This window comes from Mesorhizobium sp. ISC15 (assembly GCF_037162615.1).
Taxonomy (GTDB): Bacteria; Pseudomonadota; Alphaproteobacteria; order Rhizobiales; family Rhizobiaceae; genus Mesorhizobium; species Mesorhizobium mediterraneum.
This window is the reverse complement of the sequence record NZ_JAVSPX010000003.1, coordinates 28,439-46,089: the sequence shown is the minus strand read 5'-3', so window position 1 is coordinate 46,089 and position 17,651 is coordinate 28,439. Positions and strand designations below refer to the sequence as shown.

The following is a 17,651-nucleotide window of genomic DNA, read 5'->3' as shown; positions in this document are numbered from 1 at the left end:
TTAGTCGCCTGCACGCCGGGTTCGAGCACCGATACCCGACCTGCTCGCGTAATACGCGTATGGTGGCTTGCGAAAAATTGTCTCTCAAAAATCAGGCCATCGTTGGTTGCGCCGGCACGATCGCACGCGGCGTTTCGTTCGCGATCATAGCTAACAACAAGAAGACTTCCTCCACCAGTTGGTTGGCGTCGCCCGCACGGGCGATACCGCCTGTCACGTCACGCTCTCCCGACTGATACCGAGATGGTGTGAGGCCGCGCCCGCACGAGTATCGGCTCGCCGCATAAGAGGCGTGCCAGAGTTCGACTCAGCCGCTTATGGATTGCGTGAAGCCACCAGTGAAGCCGCCCACGAACGCCCCGATCTTTGTATAGATAGAGGGGTCGAGGCTGCCTTCTGCACTTTCAGTGACTTTCTTTTCGATGGTTTCGCCCAACTCGGCGTCATCTGGTTTTGCCTGAATAGCCGCGATCCCTTTGGAGGTTAGTTGCACTCCCGAGAAGGCATACCCGCCGTCGTATTCCTGTACTGCTGTTGTGCGTATTAAGCCCTCAGACCGCATCCAATGCAGCACGTCGGCAAAGGTCGCCAACACTTCCTCTTCGCTGCCCCAGCGCTCTGTCATAATTTCCATAGCATCGGCCGGTTCGAAATCGACGCGCGCGAGGCCCTGATTAATGAGGTGAGACAGAATCCGCCCCATGGTCTGATAGTGATACTCGATGGTTGCCACTGTTCCCTTCCCTTGGTTCAAAGCTTGCGCTTGCTCAAGCTGGTCGCTTTCGCCGCGACCGGTGATATTGACGCGGAGACTTTGGGTTTAGAAGCCGCGTCGAGATCCTGGGCGCCGATTTCTATCATGCGCTGCCCCAACGCATTGAAAAATGCCGCGTTGACATGGCCCGCCTCATAGTGCTCCCGCACAACCAAATATGGATTGAAGATCAGAACATAGCTTATCGGCCCATTGGGACCATCTTTGATGTCGATGAAGCCCAAGTCCTTCAGGATGCGCATCCGGCTTGCCCAAGTGCGCACCGCCCTTTCTCCTGTGAAGCCGGAGAAGAAAGCCATCTCCCGATCTTTGTTCGCAATGACAAAGGAGTCGTCGTAGGTGCGGCACCAAAGATCGACATAAGCGGTCGAGACCGGTTTGCCTTTGGAGAGGCTGTCCATGATCTGCAACAGCAACGGCATGGCGCGCGGAATGCTAAGCCACCCGTCCGATTTTTCGCGATCCCAAAGCCTGGTCTCATCAAGGTCAGGCCACAGGCCTGCGCGCATGGCTAGTTTCTGACGGGCTATTTTGCTAAGACGCTTCTTGTTCTCTGTGGCCATGTGAGGTTCCCTCGGTCATATGGGGCGGGCTGAGGTGTGGACCCCCAGCCCTTTAAGAGGATGCTCCTGCGCGCGCCCTTGGCCGAGTTCGCGCAGTTGCGTTGAGGGCCTTCCGGTTTGGACCCGAAAGAAACCCGTATGGGGTCGGGCTGAGGTGTGGACCCCCAGCCCTTTAAGAGGATGCTCCTGCGCGCGCCCTTGGCCGAGTTCGCGCAGTTGCGTTGAGGGCCTTCCGGTTTGGACCCGAAAGAAACCCGTATGGGGTCGGGCTGAGGTGTGGACCCCCAGCCCTTCCAGAGGATGTTTCCTGCGCGCGCCCTTGGCCGAGTTCGTGCAGTTGCGTTGAACCTTTCGATTTGGACCCGAAAGGGAAGCGCCATCCCGGTATGCTTCTAAATAGGACGAAAACCTAAATAATTCAACGGCTTAATAGTTGCTGGCTAGTTCGTGTCATGGCTATATCATGTCTACTCAACATGTAGGTGGACAACATATGTTGTCAACTGAAAATCGTAATCGGTCTAGGGTTTTTGAAAAGCGTTTTCTTTTCAACATGTTATTGGCCGCCGCTTGTGCTCATAGTGCTCCGATTATCCGGTTCTCACCTGTGCTCCCGGTGCTCCTGGGGTGCAGGGGGCGGGGCCCCTCTAAAAAAGTGAATCCTCAAGATAGGCGGAGCTGGGTTATCGCATTCTCTTTGGCCTTGATGAATGGCGACAGGGCCGCGCGCCTGGTAAGCTCGCTTTGTCACAATCGGCAACGCGCAGCAGGGCTGCCACGCGTTTAACTTGGCTCGGGCTGCACCCGGCCAGTCGCGCCGTTTCAGCGATGTTTATGACCGCCGGCACGCAGCGCCGCGATGCGTTCCTGCGTTGCCTTGTCGGCGGGTCGGCTGCCTACTTGCCCCCACGTTTCGCCAATTCGATGCCCTAGCGCTGACGTTCCCGCCGGGTCTCGTAGTCGTCGCGCGCCATCTGCAAGGCGAGACGCAAGAGCATGTCTTGCACAGCCTCAAGGACGATGCGGGCGACCCCATCAGGCATCGATCGGGCCTTGTTCGCACACGACCCCTAGTTTGGTAGGGTCAATCTCAATGCCAGATGTGGTTTCTATGAAATGCGAGGTAAGGCCCATGCTCGCTACGGAGCATCAACGTCGGCGCAGAGCTGAGGCTTAGCGCTTCTTGGGCGGCACCTTCTAAGCGAGAAGAGACCAAAACCTGTCCATCATCGCCGAATGTCACCAGGCCGGCGTCGAATGCGGCGTCCCACAAGGCGGACAGTAGAAGTCCGTTATGCACGTCGAGCCGCTGAGCGTCGGTCTCGCAGCGAGCCCATGGCATCATATGCGACGCTCGCAGGAGTTCAGGACTGGATATCCCGCTCAACGGGCAACTCCCGTTCCAATATTCCATCAGGGCGTCACGAAAAATGTTCTGGCCGATCCTGAACTTCTGGGCGCGCTCACCTTCGGTATCGCCAATCCCCGCGACGGCCTTCTCATATTTCTCAAGGGGAAAATTCGGCAGGCTGACCGACAGTCGGTACACAGCCTGGACCCCTGAATGCAGATCATCACGTGTGGCAAACATAAAGGCCGCGGCATGCCCCTTTGCACACGGGAACGCAGGTGGAGCATCCAGAGTTCGAGCCACGCCCTGGTGCATAACGGACAAAAAGAACGGCCCGGAGGAACTCGCCGCAGCCAGTCCGATTTCAGCCGGCGCGCTGGCTGAACGGAAAAAGATCCAACCAGCAGCCTCTTCGGGGCCGATCCGGTAGCCATGCTCGTTCGCCGCATCGCGTAGCTCCGAGAGCAGAGCGAACGGATAGGTCATCAAACGGGCCTCCGCGCCCGTCATAGGTCGACCCCGAGCAAGCGCTGCGCAGGCGGATCGCCGTACATCTTGAGTTGCAGATACGGGCGCTCCCTGAATTCAGCCGGAGGAGCCGTGGTAGTCGTGATGATGTACTGAAACAGCGGCGTTCCGCCGATGCGCTCCAATTCTTCGGCGATGTCAAAAAGCCGTCCGTAGATCGACAGACCAAGGTCTGCCTCACGCGGGCTATCATGCAACAAGAAGGACGGGACCCGTGTTGCCCCTTCCATGCTGAGACACATCGCAGCTAGGTCAAAGGCTAGGACTTTGAGCGACTCGATCGCCGCGGTCCTTCGGTCGCCTCCCATGTCGACCGAAAGCTCCAGCCCATTACCAGAGAGAGCAATGCGGCCCTTGGCATCGTGACCCACCAAACGCCGAATGATCGGATCGAATTTCTCGCTCATCCGCCCGAATACGCGAGCTTGTTTGTCTCGAAACGCCCCGAGCCGCTCCCTTTCAACATCAAGCTTCGCGCCTAGCTTGCCAAGGCGCTTTACCGCCTGATCTTGGGTGTCGATGAGATCGGCAAGGCGCTCGACATCGTCCTGGACCCTCCGAGCCGTGTACCACGCGGCTTCCCGGATATCGCGCGCCTTTTCTATCGCAGCAACACGAATGGCAGCTTGATCCAACTGCTGCTTGGCGAGCGCGATCTGCTGGAGAACCCGCACGCCTTCTTGGCGCAGTCCTTCAAGACGCTTACCTTGCGCCCCGAAGTCCGATTGGCGCTGAGCCCAACGCTGTCGGCATGTTTCGGCGTCGGGAATTTTGTGCGAGAGCTTGCACCCCTCAGCCAAAGCCCGATCAATCGGTACATCACAAATTGGGCAGATCGGGCTCTCCGCCTCGGTTTGCGAATAGGAAAGCCCGGGCAGTTCCCCGTGGATCTCACTCAATACTCGCTGTTCGATCGGGATCGACGTTTCGATGCGGATGCGTTCTCCATCGAGACGCATCCATTCAAGTCGTGCAGCTTCGTGCTGCTCACGCGCCGTAGCGAGTTCGGCACCGCCGCCAGCGGGAAGCAGTGTTGCCGCCCCTAGGCGCTCGCCTGCGGACTTACGCATGACATCGATCAAGAGCGGCATCGCGGGCAACGATTGGCCGGCAAGGTCAAGCGCAGCGACAAGGCGGCTTTGCGCGCGTTCGATTTCCCACCGTCGATGACCGATCTCCTGATCAAGGGTTCGACGTTGTTCGCTGACGCTATTGACCTCGCTGCGTGTCGTTTGCTCCTCTAGCGTGATCGCCATCAGGAAGGCGCGGAGCGCCTCGAGCCTCGGTCCCTTTTCCTGACCGCTCGCAGGTATGGGTGAATCCGAATCCGAAGTCGGTGACCGCCAATCCAGAACGTCATCGAACCGACATTCCTGGTCTCGCGTCAGCCACGCCAAGGCGATCGGCCAAATCGGTCCATCCGCCCGCGGCCGAACCAACCCTGCGAGCTCGGTGGTGATGACGCTCTGATCGACGGCCTCGATGAATGGTTCAAGTCCAGTCGACGTTCCCTCACCGGCGGCGATCTCATCAAGATTGCCATTCGCCACAGCCATATGCCGACGACGAACGCCGAGAGGTCGAACGATCGCCCAGCATGCCCCGTCGAGCATGACTTCGGCGCCGACAATGCCGTTCAGGAATGCGGTGCCTATCCGATCCCGCTGCGGCTCTGTGGCGAAGCGATCCTCACCAAGGCAATAGCGGATCAACCTGCAGAACAGTGTCTTACCACTGCCGTGTCCGATCGCGTTGACCTGGTCTGCCGAAGCTGCATCATCCGCTCCGTCTGGGGACCAGATGATATTAAGGCCAGGACGAAGGGCAATGTCTCGTACCTTCTCCCCGCCGGGTTCCTTCCAGATCACCAGACGCCGGACCCAAAGACGCGGCCCCTCCAACCCTTCGGCTGGCGTTACGGTGAGGGGCTGCGGCCCTAACAGGTCAGGCTGCAGCGGCATCGGCTATCCACCTCTGTATCTCATCCGGCAGCGAATTCACCGCTGCGCCGAGATCGATGCTTCTCAGCGCCTCCAACACGAAGCCGGCGCGGCCGTCTGGCCAACTTGATGTATCAATCGCATCGAGTCCGGGACCCGGCGCCCACGTACCGTCATCGAGGTTCTCAATCAGTCGTCCATTGCCGCGATGATTGCGGACGGCCGCTCCCCATGCAGCGTTGTTCCGCGTCGCGAACGCTGCGACATTTCCTGTGAGCGGATCAGCTTCGGCCCCCACCAAGCGACGCCATTCTGTCGCTTGAGCGTCGGTCAAAAGCGGAACGAACAACCGCGGCTCCAAGATCAGCGCGGCCGCGAAGCGGACATCCCTACTTGGTATTGGAGCGCCTATCGCTTTAAGGATGGCTGCCAGTGTCGCGCCAACATCGCCAGATTGCGGCTGTGCAGGACGAGCCCACATGCCGTCCGGTAGAACGGCCAGCGGAGGCCTTTGAACCTCGATTGCGCCTGTATCGATTTGTGTTCCTGCCAGCCTGTCCCAGGCTTCCAACACCAGTCGCTGCGTCCGATATTCGTTGAATTCTCGCATTTCACGGTTGCGCAGCGCTTTGAAGGTTTCGATGTCGCAGTCCTCTCCGAGGATGTTCACCGGGTCGAGGATGTAGAGCATCTCCTGTTTATTTAGACCGTAGACCTCACGGGCGACGAGAACGTCGATCTCGGCAGTGAGTACTGCACGCCTATCTGGGTCTTCTTCGAGGCGCGCCGAGGCAGGAAGCAGGCCAGTCTCGATCGCCGTGCGCCACAGCCCCTCCATCTCTTCGCCAACAGCACATAGCCTCATAACCCGTTCCGCAATTGAGTCTGCAAAAGGAATCTTCTTGTAGTCGCGTGGAAACGGAAGACTATCCATGATGGTGTAAGACATTGTGAGAGATACTTTCTTTCGAACGAGAAAGTCCATCGCCAATGAATTTGCTACTCCTAACCAGAGCAGCATGTCTTTTCGGTCCCCTCCATCAAATATAATTGTCGGAACTTTGTGTCCACTTACAGTGTTTGGCGGAATGATAGCAGCCATCAAGCTTCTAGAATTGGTCGGACTCGCAACATCGCAAAAGCCAATTCGATAGTTGTCGATCCTTCCATGTAGCTTACTAGCAATGTTTTCCTGCAAAATTCGCCACTGAGGTTGAATAGATTTTTGCGCTGAACCAAACGGCATGTCTACCCAGTCCGCCGAGCGACCACGACCCGAAAGGTATCCTTTCGCTCGGTAGTCGTACGCATCGATCATCCGACCTTCAAAGACAGGTAAACCATCTGCCCCCGGGGAAAAAAGCCCGCGATCGTTACCCATGTGAGCTTCTGTCATATAAACCCGATAGGGTTGCTCATAGACCCGCTCACCAAACTTCGGATGGCACGTGTACATCTTCGTGCAGATATCGATCTCTTCCTGCGCAGCGAATTCCATCACCGCGCGCGCGTCCGGAGAAAATTCTGCAACCAGATCACTGGGTATGCTCAGTCCTCGCCCGGCCGAAAACTCTGCTAACTTCTCCAAAGTTGAGACTCGGAACGCCGCAGAAAACTTTTCAGTTCGACCGTCTCGCCAGGCAACGTACAGGCAAAACTTGCTGCGGGTGTCGATCGAAGGGAACCAGATTCCTTTGGTGTTCTCGAATCCCGCCAGCTTCTCCAATCGGCGTTGATCGAAGAGCTCACCACGGATCGCGGTTGCGTTGGCGCCATTGTAGAGCCCTTCCGGCACGAACTGCGCGGCCACCTGGCCCGGACGCGTTAGGGCGAGCGCGCTTTCAACGAACATTCGGTAGACGTTGAAGTCGCCCTTGCCGAGGTTGCCCGGAGCAAAAAGACGATATCGTCCGCTCGACTTCATGAAATGCACGGCCGCGTAAAGATCGCGGCAATGCTCGTCCCATCTTCCCGCGATTGAAGCATCTTCGAGAAGATGTTCAATCGCCGCCCGTTGGTCCGGCGGTGACATGAAACGCACCTGAGGATCGTAGGACGCGAAGAACTCCTTGTTATCGGGGCTCATTGTCTCCCAGGGTGGATTGCCGAGAACAACGTCGAAGCCGCCGCGCCCCATTACGTCAGCGAAGGCGATGGGCCAGTGGAAGAAACGGTAATGAGCGGCCAGATCGGCAACCGCGCCGGAGAGCGGTCCAAATGGCTCGTGTCCACGAAGGAGTTCCCACACGGTGCCCGATGTCGCGACCGTCTCGGCGCCGCGTCGCGGCAGACCATCGGGCCCTGCATATTGTCCACCTTGGATCTTTGGCGCGAAGAAGGTTGAGGTCCAGAGATCGCAGGCGCGCTCTACCGTCCAGGCGGCAGCACCGCGGCTCATAAGCGCCTCGAAACGCGACCGCTTCTCCGCGATTTGATCAACGGTCTCTTCGGGCATGTTAGCCAGCGCGGCAAGATCGCGGGCCAGATCCTTTTGGCGATTGAAGCCAAAGCCGCTTTCAATCCGACCACGTTCAGTTAGCTCGCGACGATTTTTGGCCTTGTAGTGATTGACTACTTCGCGGTCATCGCCGTTCAGCAACTTATAGGCATCGTCGGGGATACCTTCCCCCAACACGGATAGATCGAAGACCCCAACTAGGCTGTCACCGCATCGGATGTGGCTGTCGAGGAAAGTCAGCGGCTTGCCCGGTTCGACCGCCTCGATCCACATGGCCACCTTGGCCAGTTCCACGGCCATGGGATTGCGGTCAACACCATGAATGCAATGGCGCGCAACATCCCGCATCGCAGCGGGATAGTCTGGTGCTTCGCTATCTCGCAGCAACGCTACCCGCGTGGCCATCCTTCGCGCGGCGCCAAGAAGAAAATGGCCGGAGCCACAGGCCGGATCGATGACGGAGAGCTTGAGAATCGCGTCGGCGCCGCCTTCAGCCTCGTCCCGTGCGAGCACGGGATCGAGAGTATTGTCGAGCAAGGTTTGAACCAAGCTGTCCGGCGTATAGTAGCTGCCGCTGATCTTGCGTGCATTCCCGCGTGCCTCGTTGCCGCCCGCAAAGCAGAAACGTCGGCCATTATCTTCACGCGTGGGTACAAGTTCGAGCAGGCCTTCGTAGACCGAACCCAACTCTTCCGTCGCCATATCGCGCCAGTTAATACGGACACGGCGACCATCCTCGATCAACCAGCTTAGATGGAAGACCGCGCGCAGAAATGCCCTGTTGGGCAACTTCGCCTCATCGAGATCGGGAGTCTGGCCCCGCGCGAACAGGCTCCCAAGCGGCGGCAGCCCCAAGAGCCTTTCGCCGCGCTCCAACCCCCGGAAAACGATCTTCGCCCCTTCCCAGGCATCATGATGATGGTCGTGAGCGGATCGGCGGGCCGAGCGTTCGCGCATATGGCCGAAGCCGTAGGCTGACGCATAGAGGTCGCGTGATTCGGCCGATGCATCCGGTCCGTGCAAAAGATCGCGGTCCTCTGACACCGCAAGGAAGATCAGCCTGTAGACGATGCGCAGAAGCTGCTCGAACCACCCTTGGACGCTGAGGCGATTCTCATCCAGCTTTGCCCGAAGGTCCGGATTTGCATCCAAGAAGCCCTGCCCGAGCGCGAGGAGCGCCTCTTCGACACTCTCCCCAAGCCTTTCGCGCGCCGCCGTGCCGGCTCTCAGCCCCGCCTCACGCCACCGTTCTAGAGCACAATCGACAGCCGGCGCGTACTCGCCACCAAAGCGCGTTGCATGGATCAGCAGCCACGTTGCGGTGAAGTCTGCGAACATCTCGTCGCGGAAAATCGCTCCGAGATCAGCTTCGATATGAGCGGGACGGGTAAAACTGGCGTTGTCCCGCATGAGACGGACACGATCGCCGGCGAAGACCATGCCCCACAAGAAGTCGGAATTGGCGTTCAGCCAGTCTTGAAGCAGTACGCCGGGCGAACGCCGCGGGATCGTCCCATCATGGTCATCACCTAGCTGCGGAAGCGCCTTGGTGAATGCCTCACTGTCCGGCACCGGGGCCGCAACCACAACTGGCACCCGGCCGCCCTTGGCTTCAAAGGTGATGCGATAGGTATGCCCATTCCTCTGGTGAACATGGGGACCGCGCAGAGCTTCAAATCCGAACGCTTCCTCGAGCAAGCTTTTCACAAAAGCGGCCGTCTGATCGGCATTAGGTGCGGACAATCTGGCATAGGCTTGCCAGTGGGCTTGTCCGATCCTGAAGTAACGAGTGACCTCGTCACGCAGGTTGGTGCCTTTTGGGCAACCATACTCCGCAGCGGCCTTCTGATCTGGAGCAGTGGCGGCGATTGCTGCTACCTGATCGGGGGAAATCAATCCCCCTTCGATCGAGACCGCGGCGAGACCAATATCGGCGACGCGCTTTAGATGTCTAACCATTATTCGCCCTCCGGGAGGAGGACGTAGAGGCCGATAACGTCTGCCGGTAAAACGGGAACGACCTCGACCGTCGCCCCCCCACGTGCTGCTTCCGTCAACCGCAGATGATCCGCAGAAAGTGCCCCCCCTCGGTCAACAGCGAGGATTGCTATCGCGGGTTCATAGCTCGCCAATCGTTCGTGAGCACGCTGGAGCTGTCGCGCAGCAGCCAACTCATCAAGATTTCCCGCTGCCTCGGACTCGAGGAGCTCAAGCGCAGATCGCCCGCTCAGCGTAGCCGCGGGGGCTATCCCTCCAAAGGCGAGTCCTGTGGCCTCCTCAGCCAGCAGCAGCCGATTTGTGCGCCCGCTGGTGATTAGCTTGAAGCGTAGGCGCAATAGCAGCAGCGTCGTCATTTGAGCGACAGCCCGCGTGCGCCAGGCGCCGCAACGGCCGAGCGGAGGAAACGCTGCCCCGTCGGGATCCAGTGCCCCTTCGGCCAAGCTCTCGGCCAAGCTGGCGACAAGCGGATGAACGCGACCCAGATGTGTCACGCCCGGTGCGGGGTCATCGTCAAAACCGACTCGTCGCGTCCCACGGAGGCCCCGCACTCCCAGACGTTCCTTTATCGCGTCGGGCATTGCATCGAGATGAACGAGATGATGTTGCCCTACCTTCTCCAACGGCGCTCCCACGCGCTTCAAGGCTCGGTCCGTGAAGCGTGCGACCTCGGTGGGGCCGCCGTTCAGTGCCCTCATCTGGCGCCACTCCGGCAGAACTTCATCGGGTTTCAGCGCACCTTGGGCATATCGCGCGCGGCTTGCCTTCGCATTCTCCTCGGCGTCGCGCCATTTGCTGTCGAGCCGTTCGCCCGATAGGCCGAAATCAAAGGCCAGCTGCTCGCGATGGCCTCCGGCACGAAGCATGAGCGCCTGCATGAGGGCCGAGGTCACTCCTTCGCTGTCCTCGGGCATAGGCACTGAAATGCCCGTCGCTTTGCGAATGGCTTCGGCTTTACGCAGAATGACCTGCAATACCGCGCCATCGATCGCGCTGTTTTCGCCAAAGATCGTGACGGAGCGGACGATCGGCGACTGCTGGCCAAATCGATCAACGCGACCTTCGCGCTGCTGATGACGCGTCGGATTCCAACTAAGGTCGTAGTGAACCACGGCGTCGAACAATGACTGCAGATTGATGCCTTCGGAGAGGCAATCCGTCGCGACCAAGATTCGGCTCTCCGAGTCGTCGAGCTGGTCAACGCGGGCACGCCGCTCTTCTGGCGGCAAGCGTCCAGTCACGACCGCCACGTCAGCCTTTGGCCAAGCTCGCTTGATCTCTTCGCCAAGCGCCTCAGCCGTTGCGATGAACCGGCAGAAGATGACTGGCTTGGCTCCTTCCTGAAGTAGCCCTTTCAGAACCTTCAATAGCCAGGCAACCTTGGGATCCTCGGCGCGACGGTTATCAAGGGACTCTGCCATGGAGATCAGCGCGGCGATCTCATCGCGCTCCTCAGCATTGGCGCTGGCGGTGCCCGGCTCCACATCCCCTTGGTCGAGCAGGCCTTCATCTTCGTCGAAGACGACAGGCAGCATCGCCTCTTCGTCCGCCATCCCGCACAAGCGATTGCGAAGAGCATTGCTCGCGGCCGCAGGCGACGAGCCGACGCATCGCATCAGCGCGAGCGTTCCCCAGAAAGCAAGCCGCCGGCTGCGTTGGTCGGTGCCGGCCCGCTGGGTGACAGCCAGGCAGTAGTCGAGAGCGCGATCATGGAAAGCGGCGAATTCACCGCTCAGGCTGAAGGGCTCGTCCTTCACATGGTGGACGGGAAATGTTCGTTGCTCGTGCCAGCTGCCCTCGGTGATATCGGCTCGGCGCCGCTGAACGTAATGCTGAGCGAGGCGGCGAGCATATCGGGCACGGGCATTCTCATCGCCTTGCGGACCTCCTGCGAAGTCGGGGCTAATAAGGCCCAACAGCCGGTCGAATGCAGCTTCGTCGCCGCTGTGCGGCGTTGCCGTCAGCAGCAGCATGTGGCGCTCTTGATCAGAGGCCAAGCGTTCGAGAAGCTCGAAACGCTGATGTCTTCCACGGTCTCCACCGATGCAGGCGTGAGCTTCGTCGACGATCACGAGGGACGGGCAGGCCCTTGCGAATTCATCGCGGCGGCTGTCGGCCTTGATATAGTCGAGGCTGACGACGGTGTGCGGATAGGCTTCGAAAAGGCTCTGAGCCGCGGGAAGACCACGCTCCAGGCTGCGCGCCCTGGCCGACGTGACGGCGACGGCGTCGATATCGAATTTTTCCGCAAGTTCGCCCACCCATTGCTCAACGAGGTGGGGTGGACACAGCACCGAGAAGCGGTCGATCAGACCGCGGTCAAGCATTTCGCGGACGATCAATCCCGCCTCGATCGTTTTGCCGATACCCACATCGTCAGCAATGAGCAGCCGCACGACCGGCAGCTTCAAGGCCATCATCAGCGGCACGAGCTGATAGGCGCGCGGCTCGACACCGAGATGCGCGGCGCTCCGGAAGGGGCCGGCGCCGCGGCGAAGCGACAGCCGGAGCGCATCCGCCAGCAACCGCGCACCATCCTGGGTGTCTCGCCGCTCAGGCGTTGGCGGAGCAAATCGCGCGGGCCTGACGGGATTGACTTCAAGCGCAAGCGCAATCCGCTGCGCATCTGCTTCCGATCCCGACAAGGGCCGGACGTTGAGGATGTCATCATGAGGAGACGGAAGAACGACCCACTCTCGTCCCCGCGCCTCAACAAGATCCCCCGGCGAAAATCTGACTGCTTCCACTATGCCGCCCCCAACAACTCAACCAGTTCCCTGGGCGCCGCTTCGCCAGGCACATCAGGAAGCTTGACGACATCCACCCCCAAGTCGGCACATGCCGAAGCAAGTCCGTCCGGCACATGTCCTGATACCGCGAGCACCTGGAAGCTTGGCCAATAGAGGTCGTATACAGTGCCGCCAACCTTGCGCGAGGATGGTGCAGGCAATCCCCACCGGCGTATTGCGCTAAGCCAGCCGCTTGCGACCTCCACCGGTCCCGCCTCCACGACCTCAGGCTCTGCGAGCTGGCAGAGAAAGGTTGTGACCTCCGCGTCGCGACGATCGATCAGGTTGTGGTCGGGTTGGTTGAAGTATGAAAGCAGGCAGCGATAGCAGCCGGCGACGCAAGCATCCGGCCGCTCCTTGAGACCGCCGTCCTCAGATCGGAAGTCATAGTGCATCAGGTCGAGCGCCTGACGCGCGATCTCCGCCATCCGGCGACGATCGGAAACAAGACGGTTTAGAACCCCAGCGCCACCCTCGGTCGCCTCGTAGAGCAGGATTGCCTTGCGGTTCTCGCGCGCGGGCAAGGGCTCACCCAGGAGCTCGCCTTCCTCCAGTTCGGCAACAATCTGGATGCCCCGCAGAAGGGCATGCTGGAGGGTCGCCATCTGCCGCTCGTCAAAATTCGCAAGCGGCCGCACCAGTACAGCATTCTTATGATCCTCGACGATCGGCACGATGCGCTGCGACTTCGGGATCGTGACGTCCATGTCATCGTCATCTCCGCCGTTGAGAGTATCCTTGACCCAGCGCCCCGACGTCGGATCGATGCAGAAGCCATTTATCGACTTCGACTTCCGCCGGCGAAGTCCCTTGTTGATGCGCGATAGCTTTGCGCGTGCGCCATAGTCGAGAAGCAGAAGCGGCTCTCCTCCCGAGCGCAAGGTGAGCGTGCGGATATCGGGAACGCCTTTTTCGAATTGCCACTGGAATACGGTCTGGATCTCAAAGCCACGCCTCTGCCGGTCTTCATCATTTGCCGTGATCCGAGACGAAGGTGCGGTTTCGACATTGTCGATCCGATAGACGTTATCGAGGCGATCCACGCCGGCCAGCGACGCGCTGCACGCGTGGCATCGCTCCAGCTTGTCATCGGCGTGAGCCGCTCCGCACTCGGCGCACAAAATGAGGCTGGTGGTTGCGAGCTTGCCGTCATCGAGACGGCCGTGCGCCGGCAGCTTCGCACGGACAACCCGGTAGGCCCGCCCCTCATGATAGATCAGGCTGTTGGGACCGAACTCGGAAATCGCGAGGAAGCGCGGCCTTTGCAGGACAGCCGCGCGCTTGGTCGCAGGAATGAACGCATAAAGCGGGAGGCGCGGGAAGTTATAGCCCGGCAGAAATCCTTCAGTCGCCAGATAGCGATACGCGTAAAAGTCGGAACCGTTCGAGGCCTGTCCACGCTCAAGCATGTCGAGCTCTTCCGTCGCGCGGAAATGACGGCGTGCGGCCTCCTTGCGCTCACCCGGCTTGAATGAGGTCTTCTGCTGGATTTGATGCGCTTCATCCTGCTCACGGCGGGCGCTTCGGTAGAGCTCCCGCCAGCGGCCGAAGCTGCCTGCGAAATTCTGCGCCGCTTCCCGGTCGGTCTCATCAACAAAGGCATCGATATCGGCCAGCCAAGGTGCATCGGCGAGCTCGACCGCGCTGGCCGTTTGCTCGAGCAGGCGCCGCATCGTGGGTTTTGCGGCCCCAGTCGCGACAAGCTTTGCAAAAGCGGCTTCGATCTCAACGGAGACAGACATCTCCGGTGTGGTCATGTTCAAATTTTCCGGGATCGACGGCTTTAACGGCACAACGGCCGCCGCCAGCCATTCTGCGTGGAGATGGCTTCGCAGCAGATCGCGATTGGCAAGATCAAGGGCCGGCGGCTTCACCACGCCCGCGACGAGTCCCTGCCGATTGTTGAAGTAATATTGGTCGTGGGGAGACTGGGCAGCACAATAGGTAACAACAAGTGCTGCTTGACCGCTACGACCAGCACGGCCGGCCCGCTGCACGTAATTTGCCGGTGTCGGCGGTGCATTCCGGAGAAAGACGGCGTTCAGCGCGCTGATATCAACTCCGAGCTCCATCGTTGGCGAGCAGAACAGCGCCGGAAGGAAGCTGGCGGGCTCGCCTTCTTGGCGCATTTCATCTCGGTTCTGGGCGATTCTTTCGATATCCGACTTCCCGAACCGGAACCGGTCTTCGCGCCAAGCTCGGACCTTCTGGTCGACCTGAGCGGTGTGCTCCCGAGCCTCGAAGGCAAAGGGCAAGTCGCCCTCCTGCCCGAGCATCTCGGCAACTTCCTCATACAGCGTGCGGAAAAATGGGTTCTCGCGTTTTCCATCCGCCCTCTTGGTCGCGGGAAAGAGGCGCAAGGCCGTCGATGCCAGGCGCCACGCAGGAGCCTCGCCACCGGTGACCACCCGGCGGATGACCTGGTGATTTTCGGCTGCCCGCAGGAGCGTGGCGATAACATCTTCATATTCCTTGACGGGTAACGGCTCACCCCAGATCTCCCTGCTGCGCAGCGCCTTGCCCAGCGCTGTCCGCCAGCCGCCCCGTACAATCAGCACATCTTCCGCGGCGCTGATCTCCGCCTTGCTTGGCGGATCGATCATCAGAAATCCGGCTTGCCGCAATTCCTGCTCTTCGTTCTGATCGATGAGCCAGGGATCGCGGACGTGGTTCCTCGACGTCTCGGCGACCTGCAATATGCGCTGGCGGTCCAGCGCTTCGGTCGCGATGGCAAGGCCGCGCCGCATATAGTCGAAAAGTAAATTGAAGAGCCTGGCGCGCAACTGGGGTTTGGCGGCCACCAGTCGCGGGTTGTCGGCGAACTCTTCGTCGTCGCCTGCTAGTTCACCCAGTCCAGGAAACCGTACCTCCACAAGGCCGGCCTCTTCGAGATTGGGATTCGTGAAGCGCCAGCCTTTCCGAAGATCCGCCCACACGCGATGTGCCAGGATCGACGTCAGAACTTCCTCGGCCGCCTGGCGGTTGTGAAATCCCTTTACACGCGGATCAGCCATCCAGTCGGACAGACGATCAGGTTCCTCAAGGTCGAAGCCAAGCGCCTTGCGAACGGCCTCCCCGAACCGAACGTCTGTGAGGCCCTTCTCACCTGCGTCACGTACGGCGCGTAAGATACCGCCACGGAGCAAGCTGACGAAAATGAAGTCATTGAAATGCCCAGCCTGTAGGGCCGCGTCTTGGCGATTGTCTGTGAAGCCCAGAAGCTTGCGGGTGCTTTCCTCAAGCGTGCCGTCGGCCTCCATCCACGCCAAGATGGTCGAGACGATAAGCGTCGTCGCAGAGCTTCGCCCTTCGGCCGATAGACCCGCCAGCTTGTTGATGTCACGTGCCTGTTGTGGCGGCTGATGACGGCAATGCGGGCAAAAGCGATATTTGCCGCCGAAGAACCAGGCCGGTACCCCCTCATCGGCGAGCGACCCATCAGGCTTCACAAGGAGAAGCTGCCCTTCGTGCTTGCCGCGATGCCCCGCTTTCAGCCGCTCCTGTCCCGCTGGCGTCGTTTCTTGCCAATCGTCCGGATAGTCGGCGACGGCGCCCCCGAATAAGAAATCAGCATTGATCGCGGGGATCAGGAAGCCCGTCCGGGATCCATCGGGTTCCGGATCTTCGCTTGCCGGGTCGTCAATTGGTCGAGCGAGAACGCGAACACCATCGAGCGCATTCGCAATCCGAACGCTGTGGTGCTCTTGACCGCATTCGCGGCAAAAGAAGACTGGATATAGGCGCGCATTTGGATCGGAGGGATGAAAAACCTGTCCTTCCAGCACGACACGCCGATCGGTGCCGGGCTCGATCGTTGCGTACGCATGCCCAGCGCCAGAAATGAATCGATGAAGCTTGAACGCAAGGAACGCTCGGTCGCTGACGCCGCCACGAAGATCTTCGCGGCGTCCCATCAACGACAGCATCCCAGCAAGCGCGGTTCTGCAGTCCTCTGAAGGGAAGTTTGTCTGGGCCGCGAGTTTGGAGGTCGCATCACTCAAGTTCATGGGAGGGCGACGGCGCAATTTTTCGCCCTCGACAAGCCCAATCTCAGTCTCGATCCAGCAGGCAAGCGGATGGGAATGCAGCTCCTCGTCCGTCAAACTTTCCGGAATTGGCGCCAGAACCGCATCCGGGAGCGCTGCTCCGAGGCTTTTGCTGTTGATCCGGGGGTCGGTCGCCCTGGCGAGATTCTCATCGATGATCGATGCCGAACTGAGTTCTTCCCCAAAAATCAGCTTGCCGACGCGAGCAACGGCACTTGCCCGTTCGATCTCGTCGTGCGCGCTCGACATCGTCGCTGACGTACCGATGCACAGCAGCTTTCGCTCTTTGACAAGCCGGTCCTTCACGCGACGCACCAGCATCGCGATGTCCGCCCCTTGACGGCCACGATAGGTGTGCAGTTCATCCAGCACCAAGAAATCCAGGCCGGATGCATTGGCGATGACGGCACGATCGAGTTCATCCTGGCGCGTCATGAGCAGCTCGAGCATCATGAAGTTGGTCAGCAAGATATCGGGTTTGGCCTTGGCGATCGCCTGCCGATCTGCATCGCTCTCCTGGCCGGTATAGCGGCTGAAGGTCGGGCGCAGCTCCTCTTCAACCCCCGAGCCGCCGATGAATTTTTCGAGCTCCTCAAGTTGGCTGTTGGCCAGCGCGTTCATTGGATAGATGATGATCGCGCGCGTCCGCTGCGGCTCGCCTGCGCGCCGCGCGCGCACCACCGCATCGACGATCGGCAAGAAGAAACACAGCGATTTTCCGGACCCCGTGCCCGTGGTCACGATGAAGCTTTCACCATTGCGCGCTTTCGCAACGGCGCGATCTTGGTGGCGGTGAAGCTTGATCGGCGTCCGGTCCGGACCTGCTGCGAATATCTTGCTAAGAGCCGGATCGAGCACTTCTTGCGCGACAAGCTGATCAACAGAATGACCAGACTCAAAGCGCGGATTGATGGTGATGAGGGGCTCGGGCCAAAAACGATGCTCATTATAGGCAGCATCAACTTGAGCGCGGATTTCCGGCGCGCGAATCTCCGAAAAAGAACGAGCGAACGATTCGTATCGCTCTATCAATGCCTGATCGAGATTGAAGATATCCACTGAGCCCCCCGTTCAATGCTTATAGTGACTTAGATTAAACTTCATAGCCCTGGGCGGCTACCAGCTTTCCGATCGAATGCTCGGGTCTTCACAGACGAGATCATGACCTGTCCCATCCGCCTGGGGTTTGCGAAATTTGATTAT

At 59.7% G+C, this 17,651-nt stretch carries 8 protein-coding genes and 1 pseudogene; all 9 read right to left on the bottom strand.

From position 1 onward, the window contains the following. Nucleotides 1-91: 91 nt before the first annotated feature. The 9 genes and pseudogenes from RPG13_RS34200 to RPG13_RS34160 all read right to left on the bottom strand — a co-directional run bounded on the left by RPG13_RS34200 (nucleotide 92) and on the right by RPG13_RS34160 (nucleotide 17,507). Nucleotides 92-217, bottom strand: a complete 126-nt coding sequence (locus tag RPG13_RS34200) for a hypothetical protein (RefSeq protein WP_337127211.1) — start codon at nucleotides 215-217, stop codon at nucleotides 92-94. Between the two features lie 90 nt (nucleotides 218-307). Continuing rightward, nucleotides 308-733 (bottom strand): hypothetical protein, encoded by a 426-nt coding sequence (locus RPG13_RS34195; RefSeq protein ID WP_287319856.1) that lies wholly within the window; start codon nucleotides 731-733, stop codon nucleotides 308-310. A gap of 17 nt (nucleotides 734-750) precedes the next feature. Further along, nucleotides 751-1,338 (bottom strand): hypothetical protein, encoded by a 588-nt coding sequence (locus RPG13_RS34190; protein ID WP_337127210.1) that lies wholly within the window; start codon nucleotides 1,336-1,338, stop codon nucleotides 751-753. Nucleotides 1,339-2,021: 683 nt separating this feature from the next. Continuing rightward, nucleotides 2,022-2,375, bottom strand: a pseudogene (locus tag RPG13_RS34185) (helix-turn-helix domain-containing protein); the annotation flags it as partial. A gap of 53 nt (nucleotides 2,376-2,428) precedes the next feature. Continuing rightward, a complete protein-coding gene (locus tag RPG13_RS34180) occupies nucleotides 2,429-3,175 on the bottom strand; it encodes an HNH endonuclease (protein ID WP_337127209.1) in 747 nt (248 codons plus the stop codon). A gap of 20 nt (nucleotides 3,176-3,195) precedes the next feature. Beyond that, nucleotides 3,196-5,178, bottom strand: coding sequence for a chromosome segregation protein SMC (locus tag RPG13_RS34175; protein WP_337127208.1), 1,983 nt, complete (start codon nucleotides 5,176-5,178; stop codon nucleotides 3,196-3,198). Then, on the bottom strand, nucleotides 5,162-9,574 hold the full coding sequence (locus tag RPG13_RS34170; RefSeq protein WP_337127207.1) for an Eco57I restriction-modification methylase domain-containing protein: 4,413 nt from the start codon (nucleotides 9,572-9,574) through the stop codon (nucleotides 5,162-5,164). Before RPG13_RS34170 ends, RPG13_RS34175 begins: the two co-directional genes overlap by 17 nt. After that, on the bottom strand, nucleotides 9,574-12,138 hold the full coding sequence (locus RPG13_RS34165) for a DEAD/DEAH box helicase (RefSeq protein WP_337127206.1): 2,565 nt from the start codon (nucleotides 12,136-12,138) through the stop codon (nucleotides 9,574-9,576). Before RPG13_RS34165 ends, RPG13_RS34170 begins: the two co-directional genes overlap by 1 nt. A gap of 221 nt (nucleotides 12,139-12,359) precedes the next feature. Then, on the bottom strand, nucleotides 12,360-17,507 hold the full coding sequence (locus tag RPG13_RS34160) for a DEAD/DEAH box helicase (RefSeq protein ID WP_337127205.1): 5,148 nt from the start codon (nucleotides 17,505-17,507) through the stop codon (nucleotides 12,360-12,362). Nucleotides 17,508-17,651: the final 144 nt, after the last annotated feature.